General features: G+C 69.0%; 14 protein-coding genes. 3 read left to right on the forward strand and 11 right to left on the reverse strand.

Features of this window, described 5'->3' with window-relative positions; all coding sequences use genetic code 11:
* Positions 1–4: 4 nt before the first annotated feature.
* The 5 genes from whiA to AYL44_RS06090 are packed head-to-tail and all read right to left on the reverse strand — an operon-like array spanning position 5 to position 7,245.
* Positions 5–982 carry a DNA-binding protein WhiA gene (gene whiA / locus AYL44_RS06070; RefSeq protein WP_064002298.1) on the reverse strand — a complete coding sequence of 326 codons (978 nt, stop codon included), beginning with the start codon at positions 980–982 and terminating at the stop codon, positions 5–7.
* Positions 983–1,037: 55 nt separating this feature from the next.
* Positions 1,038–1,910: an RNase adapter RapZ gene (gene rapZ / locus AYL44_RS06075; RefSeq protein WP_064002299.1), complete on the reverse strand. Its 873-nt coding sequence runs from the start codon at positions 1,908–1,910 to the stop codon at positions 1,038–1,040.
* Between the two features lie 33 nt (positions 1,911–1,943).
* Positions 1,944–3,863, reverse strand: a complete 1,920-nt coding sequence (gene uvrC, locus AYL44_RS06080) for an excinuclease ABC subunit UvrC (RefSeq protein ID WP_064002300.1) — start codon at positions 3,861–3,863, stop codon at positions 1,944–1,946.
* Position 3,864: 1 nt separating this feature from the next.
* Positions 3,865–6,750: an excinuclease ABC subunit UvrA gene (gene uvrA / locus AYL44_RS06085; RefSeq protein ID WP_064002301.1), complete on the reverse strand. Its 2,886-nt coding sequence runs from the start codon at positions 6,748–6,750 to the stop codon at positions 3,865–3,867.
* Positions 6,751–6,804: 54 nt separating this feature from the next.
* On the reverse strand, positions 6,805–7,245 hold the full coding sequence (locus tag AYL44_RS06090; RefSeq protein ID WP_064002302.1) for a MarR family winged helix-turn-helix transcriptional regulator: 441 nt from the start codon (positions 7,243–7,245) through the stop codon (positions 6,805–6,807).
* A 40-nt stretch (positions 7,246–7,285) separates the two neighbouring features.
* Here AYL44_RS06090 and AYL44_RS06095 point away from each other — a divergent pair, with 40 nt between their 5' ends.
* Positions 7,286–7,522 carry a hypothetical protein gene (locus AYL44_RS06095; RefSeq protein ID WP_064002303.1) on the forward strand — a complete coding sequence of 79 codons (237 nt, stop codon included), beginning with the start codon at positions 7,286–7,288 and terminating at the stop codon, positions 7,520–7,522.
* 6 nt (positions 7,523–7,528) lie between these two features.
* Here AYL44_RS06095 and uvrB read toward each other — a convergent pair whose 3' ends face one another.
* From uvrB to AYL44_RS06125, 6 genes are all read right to left on the reverse strand, one after another.
* The gene (gene uvrB, locus AYL44_RS06100) at positions 7,529–9,610 is read right to left on the reverse strand and encodes an excinuclease ABC subunit UvrB (RefSeq protein WP_064002304.1); all 2,082 of its coding nucleotides are present in this window, start codon (positions 9,608–9,610) and stop codon (positions 7,529–7,531) included.
* Positions 9,611–9,669: 59 nt separating this feature from the next.
* Positions 9,670–10,266, reverse strand: coding sequence for a dephospho-CoA kinase (gene coaE, locus AYL44_RS06105; RefSeq protein WP_064002305.1), 597 nt, complete (start codon positions 10,264–10,266; stop codon positions 9,670–9,672).
* A gap of 23 nt (positions 10,267–10,289) precedes the next feature.
* Complete coding sequence (locus tag AYL44_RS06110; RefSeq protein WP_064002306.1) at positions 10,290–11,477, reverse strand: hypothetical protein; 1,188 nt, start codon at positions 11,475–11,477, stop codon at positions 10,290–10,292.
* The gene (locus AYL44_RS06115; protein WP_082886103.1) at positions 11,477–13,204 is read right to left on the reverse strand and encodes a PAS domain-containing sensor histidine kinase; all 1,728 of its coding nucleotides are present in this window, start codon (positions 13,202–13,204) and stop codon (positions 11,477–11,479) included. The genes AYL44_RS06110 and AYL44_RS06115 overlap by 1 nt, the downstream gene beginning before the upstream one ends.
* 100 nt (positions 13,205–13,304) lie before the next feature.
* Entirely contained in the window at positions 13,305–14,756 is a 1,452-nt protein-coding gene (rpsA, locus tag AYL44_RS06120; RefSeq protein ID WP_064002307.1) for a 30S ribosomal protein S1, read from the reverse strand.
* 148 nt (positions 14,757–14,904) lie between these two features.
* A complete protein-coding gene (locus AYL44_RS06125; RefSeq protein ID WP_082886104.1) occupies positions 14,905–15,324 on the reverse strand; it encodes a YchJ family protein in 420 nt (139 codons plus the stop codon).
* A 91-nt stretch (positions 15,325–15,415) separates the two neighbouring features.
* Here AYL44_RS06125 and AYL44_RS06130 point away from each other — a divergent pair, with 91 nt between their 5' ends.
* Both AYL44_RS06130 and AYL44_RS06135 read left to right on the forward strand, forming a co-directional pair.
* Entirely contained in the window at positions 15,416–15,952 is a 537-nt protein-coding gene (locus tag AYL44_RS06130; RefSeq protein ID WP_064002309.1) for a hypothetical protein, read from the forward strand.
* Complete coding sequence (locus tag AYL44_RS06135; RefSeq protein ID WP_231872733.1) at positions 15,937–16,863, forward strand: hypothetical protein; 927 nt, start codon at positions 15,937–15,939, stop codon at positions 16,861–16,863. The genes AYL44_RS06130 and AYL44_RS06135 overlap by 16 nt, the downstream gene beginning before the upstream one ends.
* The last annotated feature ends 14 nt before the right edge of the window (positions 16,864–16,877 follow it).

Below are 16,877 nucleotides of genomic sequence, written 5' to 3' on the forward strand. Positions count from 1 at the left end.
CCCGTCAGTCCTCGAGACCGGCGGGGACCGCGGACTCGGTGTCGGGGATGCCGTCCTGCGCGGCCTTCTTGTCGGCCATCGCCAGGAGACGGCGGATGCGGCCCGCCACGGCATCCTTCGTCAGCGGCGGATCGGCGTGGTGGCCGAGTTCGTCGAGGCTGGCGTCGCGGTGGGCGAGTCGGAGGTCCCCCGCCTGCTTGAGGTGCGGGGGCACGGTGTCACCGAGGATCTCGAGCGCACGCTCGACCCGTGCACAGGCGGCGACGGCCGCCTGTGCGGACCGGCGGAGGTTGGCGTCGTCGAAGTTCACGAGACGGTTGACGCCGGCGCGGACCTCGCGGCGCTGACGCATCTCCTCCCACGCGGCGGCGGTCTTCTGGGCTCCCATCATCAGGAGCGTCGCGCGGATCGCCTCGCCGTCGCGGACGACGACGCGGGGCACGCCGCGGACCTCCCGCGCCTTGGCGGCGATGCCGAGCCGGTGCGCCGCACCGACGAGGGCCATGGCCGCCTCGCCCGAGGGGCAGGCGACCTCGAGCGCCGCCGAACGGCCCGGGTCGGACAGGGTGCCGGCCGCGAGGAACGCGCCGCGCCACACGGCCGCGAGGTCGGGGCGTGCGCCGGTGGTCAGCTTGTTCGGGAGTCCGCGGACCGGTCGCCGACGGTTGTCGAGCAGACCCGTCTGGCGGGCCAGAGTCTCGCCGCCCTCGATGACGCGCACCGCGACGAGGTTCGCCGTCCGTCCGCCGGAGGACTGCACGTGCGCGAGTTCGGGCCGGACGCCGTAGATCTCGACGAGATCGCGCGCCACGCGTCGGGCCAGGATGTCGGTCTCGACCTCCGCCTCGACGGCCACCCGGCCGGCGATCGAGTGGAGCCCGCCCGAGAAGCGCAGGATCGTGGTGAGTTCTGCGACGCGGGCCGTCGGCCGCGGATCACGCACCGAGGTGAGTTCCGTCTTCACGTCAGCAGTCAGCGGCACGGCGATCCTTCGGTGGGGGCGAGGGGGACAAAGGATCAGCTTACTCGCGCACCGGTCATTCGCGACCCAGGTCCCGGTGCGTGACTCGCACGGCCACGCCCGGTTCGGCGCCCAGACGCTCGGCAAGCTCGAACGACGTCACGACGGAGCGATGCTTGCCCCCGGTGCATCCGATCGCGATCACGGAGTGACGTTTGTTCTCGCGCTGATACCCCTGGAGCACGGGGTGGAGGGCCGCCGCATAGGCGTCGATGAACTCGCGTGCGCCCTCCTGACCGAGCACGAACTCGCGAACCGCCTCGTCCTCCCCCGTGAGGGCGCGCAGCGACGGCTCCCAGTACGGGTTCGGGAGGAAGCGCATGTCCGCGACGAGGTCGACGTCCGGCGGCAACCCGTATTTGAAGCCGAAGCTCATGACAGTGACGGTGTGCCGTGCGTCGCCGTTCGCGCTGAACAGGTCGACGATGCGGTTCGCCAGCTGATGGATGTTGAGGGCGCTGGTGTCGACGATGACATCGGCGGCCTCACGGATGGCGGCGACGCGCTCGCGCTCACGGCGGATGCCGTCGAGGATCGTCCCCTCCCCCTGCAGCGGGTGGGGCCGACGGACGGCTTCGAACCGGCGGACGAGCACCTCGTCGGAAGCGTCGAGGAACAGCACCCGCAACTGACGGCCGTCGCGGAGCGAATGGGTCACGGACGGCAGCTCGCCGAAGAGCTGACGCCCGCGGACGTCGACCACCGCGGCGACACGCGGAAGCGCATCGGCTGCGAGTGCCGTGAGATCCAGCAGATGCGACAGCATCTGGGGCGGCAGGTTGTCGACGACGTACCAGTCGAGGTCCTCGAGGGCGTTCGCCGCGGTCGTGCGCCCGGCTCCGGACATGCCCGTGACGATCAGGACCTCGCCCGCCGTCTGGCCGTCCATCCGTACCCCGCCTTCCACGCGTGTCATCCCAGCCTAACCACCCGAGGGCACGGCATCCGACCCGGCCGCCAGGTGCGCGTGGATCGTGGCCGCGAGCCGCGGGCCGATCCCGGGCAGCTCCTGGATCTCCTCGGGTGTCGCCTGCTTCAGGCGGCTCACCGATCCGAAGTGCCGTAGGAGCGCCTTGATCCGCGTCGCGCCGAGACCGGGCACCTCCGCCAGCACCGTCGTGATGTCCCGGCCGCGCTTCTTGCGCTGGTGGGTGATCGCGAAGCGGTGCGCTTCGTCGCGGAGCCGCTGCAGCAGGTAGAGCGCCTCGGAGGAGCGCGGCAGGATCACCGGGAAGTCGTCGTCGGGCAGCCACACCTCCTCGAGACGCTTCGCGATGCCGCACAGGGCGATCTCCTCGTGGCCGGCGTCGCGCAGGGCGCGCGCCGCGGCCTGCACCTGCGGCTGGCCGCCGTCGACGAGCAGCAGCTGAGGCCGATAGGCGAAGCGCGGGCGCTTGCGCGTGGCATCCACCTCACCGTCCGCCATCGGGTCGATCCTCTCCTGCTCGGCCTCGTCGCGGTCGATGTGCGCGAGCCGTCGGGTGAGCACCTGATACATCGAGTCGGTGTCGTCGGTGGTCTCGGCGACGGAGAATGACCGGTACTGGTCCTTGCGCGGCAGTCCGTCCTCGAACACCACCATCGACCCGACGACCCCCGTGCCGCCGAGGTGCGAGATGTCGAAGCACTCGATGCGCAGCGGGGCCTCGGTCATCCCGAGCGCCTCCTGCAGATCCGTCAGCGCCTTGGTGCGAGCCGTGTAGTCGCTCGTCCGCCGCGTCTTGTGGAGCATGAGCGCCTGCTGGGCGTTGAGCGTCGCCGTCCGCATGAGGTCGGCCTTCTGACCGCGCTGCGCGATCTGCACCGTCACCTTCTTGCCGCGCCGCGACTGCAGCCACTGCTCGAGCTCGGCCGAGTCGTCGGGAAGCGTCGGCACGAGGACCTGGCGCGGGATGTCCTCGGCAGAGGCGGCCCCGTAGGCGCGCTGCAGGATCTGATCCACGAGGTCGGGCCCGGAGATGTCGAGCTCCTTGTCGATCGTCGTCGCGCGGACGCCGCGCACACGTCCGCCACGGACGACGAAGTGCTGGACGGCCGCGGACAGCTCGTCCTCGGCCACACCGAACAGGTCGGCGTCCGTGTCCTCGCTCAGCACGAGCGCGCTGCGGTTGAGGACGGCGTCGAGCGCCTGCAGCTTGTCGCGGTACGACGCCGCGGCCTCGTAGTCCATCGCGGCCGCCGCTTCGCGCATCCGCGCTTCGAGCCGCTTCGTGAACCGCTTGTCGCTCCCGGACATGAACGAGACGAAGTCGTCGACGATGGCGCGGTGCTCCTCGATCGTGACCTTCATCGAGCAGGGACCGCCGCACCGGCCGATCTGCCCGGGGAAGCACGGCCGCCCCGAGGCCATCGCCTTCTTGTACGACGAGTCGCTGCAGGTGCGGATCGGGAACACCTTGATGAGCTGATCGATCGTGTCGTGGACCGCCCACACCTTCGGGTACGGGCCGAAGTACTTGGCCCCCCGGATGCGGCGATTGCGCGTGACGATGACCCGCGGCGCCTCGTCGGCGAGGGTCACGGCCATGTACGGATAGGACTTGTCGTCCTTGTACCGGACGTTGAACGGCGGCGAGTACTCCTGAATCCAGGTGTACTCGAGCTGGAGCGAGTCGATGTCGGTCTTCACGACGGTCCACTCGACCTTCGCGGCCGTCGTCACCATGCGCCGTGTGCGCTCGTGGAGCGTGTGGAGCGGCGCGAAGTAGTTGGACAACCGGGCGCGGAGGTTCTTGGCCTTGCCGACGTAGAGGATCCGACCGTCGGCATCGAGAAACCGGTAGACGCCGGGGTCGGTGGGGATCTCCCCCGGCTTCGGCTTGTACGGCAGAGCGGATGCCACGTCAGCCCGCCTTGCGCGCGGGAGCCACTTCCAGGATCTCGGCGAGGAACTGCCCAGTGTGGCTTTCGTGCACCGTCGCGACCTGCTCCGGGGTCCCCGTCGCCACGATCGTGCCGCCGCCCGAGCCCCCCTCGGGGCCGAGGTCGATGACCCAGTCGGCGGACTTGATCACGTCGAGGTTGTGCTCGATGACGAGCACCGAGTTGCCCTTGTCGACGAGGCTGTTCAGGACCTCGAGCAGGCGCTGCACGTCTTCGAAGTGCAGACCCGTCGTCGGCTCGTCGAGCACGTAGATGGTGCGCCCGTTGGAGCGACGCTGGAGTTCGGTGGCGAGCTTCACGCGCTGCGCCTCGCCGCCGGAGAGCGTCGTGGCCGACTGCCCCAGCCGCACGTAGCCGAGCCCCACGTCGACGAGGGTCTTCAGGTACCGGTGGATTGCCTGGATCGGCTCGAAGAAGTCGGCCGCCTCCGAGATCGGCATGTCGAGAACCTCGGCGATGTTCTTGCCCTTGTAGTGCACCGCGAGGGTGTCGCGGTTGTAGCGCTGGCCGTGGCAGACCTCGCAGTCGACGTACACGTCGGGCAGGAAGTTCATCTCGATCTTGATCGTGCCGTCGCCCGAGCACGCCTCGCACCGACCGCCCTTGACGTTGAAGCTGAAGCGACCCGGCTGGTAGCCGCGCGCCTTCGCCTCGGTCGTCTCGGCGAACAGGGAGCGGATGCGGTCGAAGACCCCCGTGTAGGTGGCCGGGTTCGACCGGGGCGTGCGACCGATGGGGGCCTGATCGACGTGGACGACTTTGTCGAGGTGCTCGAGTCCGGTGACCCGGGTGTGCTTGCCGGCGACGCGGCGCGCACCGTTGAGCTTGGTCGCGAGGACTTCGTAGAGGATGCCGTTCACGAGCGACGACTTACCGGAACCGCTCACGCCGGTGACGGCGGTGAGCACGCCGAGGGGGAAGTCGACGGTGACGTTCTGGAGGTTGTTCTCCCGCGCCCCGACGACGCGCAACTGGCGCCCCTTGTCGATCTTCCGACGCTTCTTCGGCGTCCGGATGGCGCGTCGTCCGCTGAGGTAGGCGCCGGTGATGGACTTCTGGTCCGTCAGGAGCTGCTCGACCGGTCCCGAGTGGACGACGTTGCCTCCCTCGACGCCGGCGCGCGGACCGATGTCGACGATCCAGTCGGCGGCGTGGATGGTCTCCTCGTCGTGCTCGACGACGACCAGCGTGTTGCCGAGGCTCTTCAGACGCACGAGGGTCTCGATGAGCCGGCGGTTGTCGCGCTGGTGGAGTCCGATGGAGGGCTCGTCGAGGACGTACAGCACGCCCGTGAGCCCCGAGCCGATCTGCGTCGCGAGACGGATGCGCTGCGCCTCGCCGCCCGAGAGCGAGCCCGCCGCACGGCTGAGACTGAGGTAGTTGAGGCCGACCTGGATGAGGAAGTCGAGGCGGGCCCGGATCTCGCGCAGGACCGCGGCCGCGATGGTCGCCTCACGGTCGGTCAGCGAGAGCTGCGCGAAGAACTGCTGCGCCTCGCCGAGGCTGAGCCGCGAGGCATCCGCGATCGAGTGCCCGTGGACGAGGACCGACAGCACCTCGGGCTTCAGGCGGTCGCCGTTGCAGACGGGGCAGGGCACCTCGCGGAGGAACTCGGCCCAGCGCTGACGCTGCGTGTCGGTCTCGGCCTGCGTGAACTGGCGCTCGATGTACGGGATGACGCCCTCGAAGCCCGACGCGTACCGCATCTCGCGGCCGTAGCGGTTCTTCCACTTGACGGTGACCTTGTAGTTCTCGCCGCTCAGCACGGCGTCCTGCACGTCGGCCGGAAGGTCCTTCCAGGGCGTGTCGAGCGAGAACCCGAGGTCGTCCGCGAGTCCCACGAGCAGCCGCTCGTAGTACTGGAACAGTCCCTTGCCCTGCGTCGTCCAGGGGACGATGACACCCTCTGCGATGGAGAGCTCCTCGTCGCCCAGCAGCAGCTCGGTGTCGACCGACATGCGCGTGCCCAGACCCGAGCAGGCCGGGCAGGCGCCGAACGGCGCGTTGAAGGAGAACGTCCGAGGCTCGATCTCGGTCAGGGTCAGCGCGTGCCCGTTGGGACAGGCCAGCTTCTCGCTGTAGCTCTGCCAGGCGTCGTCGCCCTCTTCGTCGACGAAGTTGACCTGCAGGATGCCACCTGCGAGACCGAGGGCCGTCTCGACCGAGTCGGTGACGCGGCTGAGGATGTCGGGGCTCGCCACCAGACGGTCGACGACCACGGCGATGTCGTGCTTGTAGCTCTTCTTGAGGGTCGGCGCCTCGGCGAGCTGCACCGTCTCGCCGTCGACGATCGCACGGGCGTAGCCCTTCGCCGACAGCTCCTTGAAGAGGTCGACGAACTCCCCCTTCTTCTGCGACACGACGGGGGCGACGATCTGGTACCGCGTGCGCTCGGGGAGCTCCATGAGCTGGTCAGCGATCTGCTGCACCGTCTGCCGCTGGATGCGCTCGCCGCATTCGGGGCAGTGCGGGATGCCGACGCGCGCCCACAGCAGACGCATGTAGTCGTTGATCTCGGTGATGGTGCCCACCGTCGAGCGCGGGTTGCGGTTCGTCGACTTCTGATCGATCGACACCGCAGGGCTGAGACCCTCGATGAAGTCGACGTCGGGACGGTCGACCTGTCCGAGGAACTGTCGTGCGTACGAGCTGAGCGACTCGATGTACCGGCGCTGACCCTCGGCGAAGATCGTGTCGAACGCGAGGCTCGACTTCCCCGACCCGGACAGGCCGGTGAACACGACGAGCGAGTCCCGCGGGATCTCGAGGTCGACGTTCTTCAGGTTGTGGACGCGCGCGCCGCGGACACTGAGTTTGGAGGCGTGGGGAACGGGGACGATGGGCACCGGTCAATCCTAGGTTGGGCCACCGACACGGGCTCCGTGCTTCGCTCCCGGCGATCAGTCCTCGGTGGTCGGCCGGCGTCCAGCGAAGGGTTGCAGGCCGTCCCTCAACCGCTCGACGTCGGCGACGCCGAGTCCGACCCGCTCCATGATCTGCCTCGGCACGTCCAGCGCCCGCTCTCGCAGGGCCGCTCCCTCGTCGGTCAACGCGATGTCGAGGACGCGTTCGTCCGCCGCGCGCCGGCGCCGGACGACGCGGCCCTGCGTCTCGAGACGCTTGATGGTCGGGGACAGGCTGGCGGACTCGACCGCGAGGGCGGTCGCCAGCTCGGAGAGGGACTGCGGCGCCCGCTCCCACAGGGCGAGCATCACGAGGTACTGCGGGTGCGTCAGACCGAGGGGTTCGAGGACCGGCCGGTAGATCGAGACGACGTTCCGGGCGGCCGTGACGATGGCGAAGCACAGCTGACTCTCCAGCTTCAGAGCGTCCTCGTCCATCCCGATCCCCTTCTCACTAATAGTTAGTACACTAATCAATATGGACGACGAACGCGAGCAACGGCCCCCGCTCTGGGAACGGATCCGTGCGGCGGGCGGGTTCTACCGCTGGTGGAACAGCCGCCTCATCCGCTACGCGGGCCCGGCTTCGGTCGGTCCCTACGAGACCGAACCGGAACCGGTCCGAACCGAGCGCGCGTGCCCCCTGTGCGGTCAGCCGATGTCGGCGCACACGTTCGACCGCTCGGGGGAACGCCCCCTCATGCACTGCCCCTGAGCACGTTCAGGCGTGCCCGGCGCGTTCCATCGCGCGCAGCTCCTTCTTCAGGTCCTGCACCTCGTCGCGCAGGCGCCCCGCGAGCTCGAACTTGAGCTCGTCGGCGGCCGCCAGCATCTGTCGCGTGAGATCCTCGATCGTCGCCTCGAGCTGGTTCGCACCCTCAGCCGCGATGCCCTCGCGCCGCAGCTGCGGGGTCGGGCTCTTGCCCTTGCCGGACTTCGTCTTGCCCTTGCCGCGACCGTCCATCATGTCGCGCGTGTCGCTCGCCTCACGGGCGAGCGCATCGGTGATGTCCGCGATCTTCTTGCGCAGCGGCTGCGGGTCGATCCCGTTCTCGAGGTTGTACGCGATCTGCTTCTCGCGTCGACGTTCGGTCTCCTCGATGGCCGCCGCCATCGAGTCCGTGATCTTGTCGGCGTACATGTGCACCTGGCCCGACACGTTGCGCGCCGCGCGACCGATCGTCTGGATGAGGGATGTCCCCGACCGCAGGAAGCCCTCCTTGTCGGCATCCAGGATCGCGACGAGCGACACCTCGGGCAGGTCGAGGCCCTCGCGCAGCAGGTTGATGCCCACGAGGACGTCGTACACGCCCTGCCGCAGCTCGGTCAGCAGCTCGACGCGACGCAGCGTGTCGACGTCGGAGTGCAGGTAGCGCACGCGCACGCCGTGCTCACCGAGGAAGTCGGTCAACTCCTCCGCCATCTTCTTGGTCAACGTGGTGACGAGGACGCGCTCGTCCCGCTCGACGCGGAGCTGGATCTCCTCCAGCAGATCGTCGATCTGACCCTTCGAGGGCTTCACGATGATCTCCGGATCGATGAGACCCGTCGGACGGATGATCTGCTCGACGACGCCGTCGGCGATGCCCATCTCGTACCGTCCGGGGGTCGCCGACAGGTACACGGTCTGCCCGATCCGCTGCTTGAACTCATCGAAGCGCAACGGCCGGTTGTCCATCGCGCTCGGCAGCCGGAAGCCGTGGTCGACGAGCGTGCGCTTGCGGGAGGCATCCCCCTCGTACATTGCACCGATCTGCGGGACGGTCACGTGGGACTCGTCGATCACCAGGAGGAAGTCGTCGGGGAAGAAGTCGAGGAGGGTGTGCGGCGCCTCGCCCGGCATCCGTCCGTCGAGGTGACGCGAGTAGTTCTCGATGCCGGAGCAGAAGCCGAGCTGCTGCAGCATCTCGAGGTCGAACGTCGTGCGCATGCGCAGACGCTGGGCTTCGAGCAGCTTGCCCTGCGACTCGAACTCCTTGAGCCGCTCCTCGAGCTCGTGCTCGATGGTGCCGATGGCGCGCTGGACGGTCTCGGTGCCCGCGACGTAGTGGGATGCCGGGAAGATCGGCACGCTCTCGAGCTTCTGCACCACGTCGCCGGTGAGCGGGTGCAGCATGTACAGCGCCTCGATCTCGTCGCCGAAGAGCTCGATGCGCACTGCGTACTCCTCGTAGACCGGGATGATCTCGATCGTGTCACCGCGGACGCGGAAGTTGCCGCGCGAGAAGTCGACGTCGTTGCGGTTGTACTGCATCGCGATGAACTTGCGGATGAGGGCGTCGCGGTCGTACCGCTCCCCCACCTGCAGGGCGACCATCGCGCGCAGGTACTCCTCGGGCGCGCCGAGGCCGTAGATGCACGACACCGTGGACACCACGACGACGTCGCGCCGGCTCAGCAGCGAGTTGGTCGTCGAGTGGCGCAGCCGCTCCACCTCGGCGTTGATCGAGGAGTCCTTCTCGATGAAGGTGTCCGTCTGCGGGACGTACGCCTCGGGCTGGTAGTAGTCGTAGTAGCTGACGAAGTACTCGACGGCGTTGTTCGGCATGAGGTCGCGGAACTCGTTGGCGAGCTGCGCCGCGAGCGTCTTGTTGTGCGCGAGCACGAGCGTCGGACGCTGCACCTGCTCGATCAGCCAGGCCGTCGTCGCCGACTTGCCCGTACCCGTCGCGCCGAGCAGGACGACGTCGGTCTCACCCGCGTTGATGCGGGCGGCGAGGTCGGCAATCGCCTGCGGCTGGTCGCCGCTGGGCTGGTACTCGCTGACGACCTCGAAGGGGCGGACGGAGCGCGTGGTCTGCATGATTCCAGCGTAGGCGCGGCCTCCGACACCGGCTCCGGCGTTCGCCGTCGGCGTGGGTGTCAGCCGGCGAGGCGCTCCCAGAGGGCGTCGACCTGTGACAGCGTCTGCGCCATCGACCCCGACGTGTCGATGACGACGTCGGCGATCGCGAGGCGGCGCTCATCGTCGACCTGCGACGCGATGCGCGCGTCCGCATCGGCGGGGCTCATCCCCCGCAGGGAGACGAGCCGCTCCCGCCGTAGCCCGACGGGCGCGTGTGCCACCACGACGAGCTCCCAGGGGTCCTCCGCGCGCGCCTCCAGCAGCAGGGGGACGTCGTAGACCACGACCGCGCTCGGATCCGCGGCCAGCGCGGCCGCGAAGCGCGCGGCTGATTCGACCCGCACGGCGGGGTGGACGATCGCGTTGAGGCGGCCCACGGCATCCTCGTCACCGAAGACGCGTGAGGCGAGAAGCGGTCGGTCGAGCTCGCCGGTGCCCGTCAGGACGTCGTCGCCGAACGCCGCGGCGATCTCCGCGAGCACCGGCGACCCCGGCTGCTGCACCTCGCGGACGATCGCATCGGCGTCGACGATCACCGCCCCGTGCTCGGCGAGTCGACGCGCGATCGTGGACTTCCCCGACGCGATGCCGCCGGTCAATGCGATGAGTGTCACCCTCCGAGGATGCCATGGCGCCGTCACGCCCGAGCGGTGCCGCCGTCCTCGATCCCGCCGAAGAGAACCGATGCCTCGAGGCTGCGCGACGCGCGCTGCGCCGCGGCACGCGCGGCGTTGAGGAGGACCTCGGGGTCGTATCCGACCGTCTCCGTCAGCGCGACACCGACGCCGACGATCGGGAGCAGCCCCGTGGGATTGCCGGCGAGGTCGTCGATGCAGCCCCGGTAGATGGCCGCGGCCTGGCGACGCGCCTCGGCGGCCGTCCCGGAGACGACGCAGACCGACATCGTCGCGTCACCGTCCTCCCCCACGAAGGCGGACGCCGGGGCGTGTCGACGCACGGACCGCCGCCATTGGGCCGCGAGCTCGTCCGTGGCATCCGTACCGAAGGCCGCCGCCATCTCCTCCATCCCGTCCACCCCCACGACGACGACGCTCAGCAGGTCCTGTCGCCAGCTCGCCCGCTCGGCGACGTCACGGAGGGCGTCGCGGTAGGTTCCTGACAGCATCACCCCGTCGGCGGCCACCCCGTTCTCGCTCAACCATTCGAAGCGGTGGGTCGCGCTCTTAGTCGATCGCAGGATCGACGTCACGACAACGGCGACCATCGTGAGCACGACGGTCGCGATGTTCGCAGACACCGATCCGAACCAGGTCGTGAAGAAGTCGCCCTCGGGTCCGTCCGACACGAAGGCGACGAGGCGTGCGGCGTAGTAGACCGCCGCCGCCAGGAGGACGATGGCGAACAGTCGCGCGTTGCCGACGCGCCCCATGGGTCGTCGCAGCGCCTCGATGCCTCCGACTGCGAAGAGGCCGACGATGGTGACCACCATGACCGTCCACCCGCCCCAGCTGCCGTCCACGGGGACCCGCACCACCGTCGCGACGAACGTCGCGACCGTCAAAACCGCCACGATGACGGCGGGCCGCGCGATGGGTCGATCGTTGAAGCGACGGTTGCCCAGCCAGATGAAGGCGGGCGTGAGCGCGAAGGAGGCGTTGCCGATCGCGATCGCCACGGAGCCGCCGATGCCGGAGGCCCACGAGATGTAGGCGAACGTCGTGGCGGTGCCGCAGAGATAACCGACCGCCCAGAGGCGCCCGGCGCCCGTGTCCCGGCGTCGGAGCGTCTCGACGACGAAGATCCCCGCCGCCGTCAGCGCGACGATCGCCGTCATGACGGTCACCGAGAAGAGGTCGAGACTCATCACTCGCCGTCCCCGGCCGCGGAGCGCAGCGCGCCGTCGCTCGCCGTCTCCGCCGTCGCGGGCAGGCGGACCATGAACGTCGTCCCGAGACCCGGAGTCGACGTCACCGTGATGTCGCCGCCGTGCGCCCGCACGATCTCGCGACTGATGGCGAGGCCGAGCCCGGTGCCCGGGACACCGCTCTCCGCCCGGAAGAACCGTTCGAAGACCCGCTCCTGGTCCTCGACCGTCAGCCCGATCCCGGTGTCCCGGACGAGGAACCAGGAGTGCCGGCCGTCGGTCGAGGACCCCACCGTGATCGTGCCGCCGTCGCGGTTGAACTTGATCGCGTTGCTGAGCAGGTTGTCGGCGACCTGCCGGATGCGCGCCGCGTCGATGAACGCCGGGGTCGGCACGAGGTCGCTCGCGTCGATCCGAATCGCCCGGTCGCGCGCCACCGGTCCGAGATCGGATGCCGCCGCCCCCACAACGTCGGCGAGGTCGGTCTCCTGCGGCGACAGGGTGACCTCGACCGACATCCGCGACGCCGTCGAGGCGGCGAGGATCCCCGACACGATCGCGAGGAGGCGCTCGCTGTTGCGGTAGGCGACGTCGACCTGTCGGGCGATCTCCGGAGGCAGGTCCTCGTGGTCGAGGACGAGCTCGAGGTACCCGATGATCGAGGTCAGCGGCGTCCGCAGTTCGTGGGAGACCGACGCGACCAGACTGTCGCGCGCCTTGAGGGCGGTGCGCTCCTCGCTCACGTCGCGCGCGACGAGCACGATGCCGGCGGGGCGGCCGTCGGCATCCTTCATCCGCCGCGCGGTTAGGCTGATCGCGGCCCGTCGGGACTCCGAGACGGGGTACCAGACCACGAGGTCGCTGAACGTCTCGCCTCGGAGGATGCGGGCGAGCGGCCGCTCGTGCGGTGCGAGCGGGGTCTCGCCGTCCGCGGCGTAGATGGTCTGCGTGGCGTCGATGCGCCCGAAACTCGGGATGCGCTGCTGGAACTTGCCGAGGGCGTCGTTGACGAACGTGATCTCGCCGTCGGTACCGATGCGGAGGACGCCGAAGTCGACGGTGTCCAGGACCTCGGTGAGCAGTTGCTCCTGCCTGCTGGCGTGGCGCAGCGCCGCCGCCAGACGGACGTTCTGCTTGTCGAGGAGGGCGCGTTGCGCCTGGAAACGGCGGGTGCCGTTGTAGGTGGAGACACCGATCGCGATGACCACGGCCGGGAGGACGATGATGCCCCAGGTGAACTCGAACGACGGCGCGAGGGCGAGCGCGATCCAGTAGGCGCTGATCGATCCGACGCAGCCCACGATCAGCCAGATCCGCCCGAGGCTTGACAGCCACATCGTGGGGAACGCCCACAGCAGAGCGATCCCCGGGACGTCGGAGATGCGCATCAGTCCGATCGCGACGATGTCCACCACGGGGACGATCGCGACCCACGACGGAGGGATGCGGGACCATGGCACCGCAAGGCTCGCGAGGGCAGCGACGACGATGAGCACGACGCCGGCCGCGAACGAGGAGGCCTGCGCCAGCCACCCGCCGGGGAAACCCGACAGGAAGATGCCGGCGACGATTGCGGTGAGGAGGATCTGGTTGTTCGCGACGACGCGGTCGCGCAGCTCCGTCAGCGGCACGCGCGGGCGCGACGCCCGGTGGGGGCGTTCGCCCGGGGCGGGCGGAGGCGCGGGCGCGCGGTCGGCGGAAGCCGCGTCCTGATCCGCATGTGCCACAGGAGAACGTTACCGGCCCGGATGCCCCGGCGTCAGACGCCCGGAAACGGCCGAGGGGCCGGAGCACAAGGCTCCGACCCCTCGGTCGTGGTGGTGTCGATCAGCGACCGGACAGCTTCTCGCGGAGAGCAGCCAGCGCCTCGTCGTCGGCGAGGGTGCCGGCACCGCTCGAGACCTCGGACGAGAAGGACGACGACCCCGAGTCGGCGGGAGCGGCGGCCTCGGCCTCGAGGGCCTTGGCGACGGCGGCCTTGTGAGCCTCCCAGCGACCCTGAGCAGCGGCGTACTCGGCCTCCCAGGCGAGGCGGGCCTCGTCGAAGCCTTCCTTCCACTGGTTGGTCTCGGGGTCGAAGCCCTCGGGGTACTTGTACTCGCCGTTCTCGTCGTACTCGGTGACCATGCCGTAGAGGGCCGGGTCGAACTCGGTGCCGTTGGGGTCGACCGACTCGTTGGCCTGCTTCAGCGACAGCGAGATGCGGCGACGCTCGAGGTCGATGTCGATGATCTTGACGAAGACCTCTTCACCGACGGAGACGACCTGCTCGGCGAGCTCGACGTGCTTGCCCGACAGCTCGGAGATGTGCACGAGGCCCTCGATGCCGTCGGCGACGCGGACGAACGCACCGAACGGAACGAGCTTGGTGACCTTGCCCGGCGCGACCTGACCGATCGCGTGGGTGCGGGCGAAGACCTGCCACGGGTCCTCCTGCGTCGCCTTCAGCGACAGGGAGACGCGCTCGCGGTCGAGGTCGACCTCAAGGATCTCGACGGTGACCTCCTGGCCGACCTCGACGACCTCGGATGCGTGCTCGATGTGCTTCCACGAGAGCTCCGAGACGTGGACGAGACCGTCGACGCCACCGAGGTCGACGAACGCACCGAAGTTGACGATCGACGAGACAGTGCCCTTGCGGACCTGACCCTTGTGGAGGTTGTTGAGGAAGTTCGAACGCGACTCGGACTGCGTCTGCTCGAGCAGGGCGCGGCGCGAGAGGACGACGTTGTTGCGGTTCTTGTCGAGCTCGAGGATCTTGGCCTCGATCTCCTGGCCGAGGTACGGCGTCAGGTCGCGAACGCGACGCAGCTCGATGAGCGACGCCGGGAGGAAGCCGCGGAGGCCGATGTCGACGATGAGACCACCCTTGACGACCTCGATGACGGAGCCGGTGACGACACCGTCGTTCTCCTTGATCTTCTCGACGTCTCCCCAGGCACGCTCGTACTGCGCGCGCTTCTTGGAGAGGATCAGGCGGCCTTCCTTGTCCTCCTTCTGGAGGACGAGGGCCTCGACCTGGTCGCCGACGTTGACGACCTCGTTGGGGTCGACGTCGTGCTTGATCGAGAGCTCACGCGAGGGGATGACGCCCTCGGTCTTGTAGCCGACGTCGAGGAGGACCTCGTCGCGGTCGATCTTCACGACGGTGCCTTCGATGAGGTCTCCGTCGTTGAAGAACTTCAGGGTCTTCTCGACCGCGGCCAGGAAGTCCTCAGCAGATCCGATGTCGTTGATGGCGACCTGCTTGGTGGCCGGGGCGGTCGTTGCGTTAGTCATGTAGGGGGTTGTCCTTGGATGGTGTTGTGTTCGGGCCACGGAGCCAGTCCGCACGAGGACGTGCGGCAGCCAATCGCGGCAGGGTGGTTGGTTCGTGCGATGTCACGCGGGCGCGGCACAAGGGCCACGCGTGTGACACTCCAGGGTATCAGAGAGCGTCCGCGTAGTACCAGCGCCCCGCGCGCCGCACGAACCGGCTGTCCTCCTCGAGGACGCCCTGATCCCCGGTGTCGCCGTCGGACCATCGCGCTCGGAAGCTCACCCGCCCGGATCGGCCGTCGGCGGACGTCTCGGAATGCATGACCTCCAGCCCGAGCCAGGTGGTCGCGGCATCCACCGACACCTCGTCCGGACGCGTCGCGGGGAACCAGGTGTCGGCCAGATGCCGGGCGTCTCCCACGGCGAACGCCGTGTACCGCGACCGCATGAGATCCTCGGGCGTCTCGGCGGAAACGCCGGCGAGGACGGGCCCGCAGCACGATCCGAACGCGCGTCGGCCGCAGGGGCAGAGCGAGCCCGGCGCGGGTCGACGCCCTCGATGAGCGGATGCCGCGGCTCCGAACGACATGATCCCCTCCCCACCCGGTGGATGACGCCAGCGAGCCTACGCGCTGTGGAGAACCGACCGGGTGAGAGCGCATGGTCACTACCGTGGTCGCATGACCGCTCGACGTTCTGCAGCGCTGCTCGCGGCGACCGCGCTCGCCGCCGCTCTCACCGCGTGCGCTCCGGCCTCCACCCCGACGCCCTCCCCCACGCCGACCGGGTTCGCGTCGGAAGAAGAGGCGTTCGCCGCCGCCGAAGCGACCTACCGCGCCTACGTCGACGCCCTGAACCAGGTCGACCTCAGCGACCCCGCGACCTTCGAGCCGGTGTATGCGCTGACTGCCGGTCAGCTCAACGAGCAGGACCGGAAGTCCTTCTCAGAACTGCACGCCGACGGAACCGTCGTTGAAGGCGATACCCAAGTGGTCAAGATCGCTCCGAACGAAGCAGAGTTCCCGAATGTCACATTGAACGTCTGCACTGATGTCTCGCAGGTTCAGGTCACTGATCGCGAGGGAAAGTCGCTTGTCGCGGAAGATCGACCTGACCTGCAGGCACGGACCGTCACCCTTTCAGTCGTGCAAGCGGACAAGTTCCGAATCGCACGTATCGGAGATCCCGTGGGTGGATTCACATGCGCTGGCAACTGATTGCCCCAGTCCTTCTCATCCTCACGATCGGAGCATCGGCCAGCGGTCAGCAGAGCGGGTGCGGCACGACCGATGGATGGTTCAGCGGCGGAAGTTGCGAATCCACCAACGACGGGTCGTCCGTCACGATCGAGGCCACCCGCACGGAAAGCACAACCCCCCGCGCCCCCTCGGGCAACACCAACAACAACAACAACAACAACAACAACGGCGGAGACAGCGCCCCGATCCTCGCCCCGCCCGCGCCGCGCGACCCGAACGCGTACTACCCCGGCGGCCGCACCCGCGACCAGTGGCTGGCGGACTGCGCCTTCGACCTCGCCTGCACCGCCCCGATCACGGCGCCCGGCAGCGCGCCCCTTCCGGGCGCCGAGCAGGCGGATCAGGAGCCAGCCGACCCGGCGCCGGCGCCCGCCGCACCCGACCCGACGACCGCCACGATCGACGACGTGGCGCAGTTCGCACCGGCGCCGCCGGGCGTCGTGGGCGAGCCGGACGGGTTCGGGGTGGTCGGCATGCCCACGAACTTCGTCGTCGGCGCCACGGAGCACACGGTCGATGGTGAGATCTTCGACGTCCCCGTGACCGTCCGATTCACACCGGTGTCCTTCCTCTTCGACTACGGCGACGGCGCCACCCGCGAGACGACGACCCCCGGGACGTCCTGGCAGGACCTCGACGTCCCGCAGTTCACCGCCACCGACACGAGCCACAGCTACGCCGATCCCGGTGAATACGAGGCCAGCGCGACGATCCGCTACGTCGCCGAAGCCGACGCCGGCGGCGGCTGGTTCGCCGTCCCCGGGATTCTCGAGATCGACACACCCACGACCGTCATCCGCGTGGTGGACGTCGACACGGCGCTCGTCCAGCGGACCTGCGACGAAGACCCCGGCGGTCCCGGCTGCTGAATGCGAGGATGAGC

Source organism: Microbacterium oleivorans (genome assembly GCF_001644225.1).
Taxonomy (GTDB): Bacteria; Actinomycetota; Actinomycetes; order Actinomycetales; family Microbacteriaceae; genus Microbacterium; species Microbacterium gawkjiense.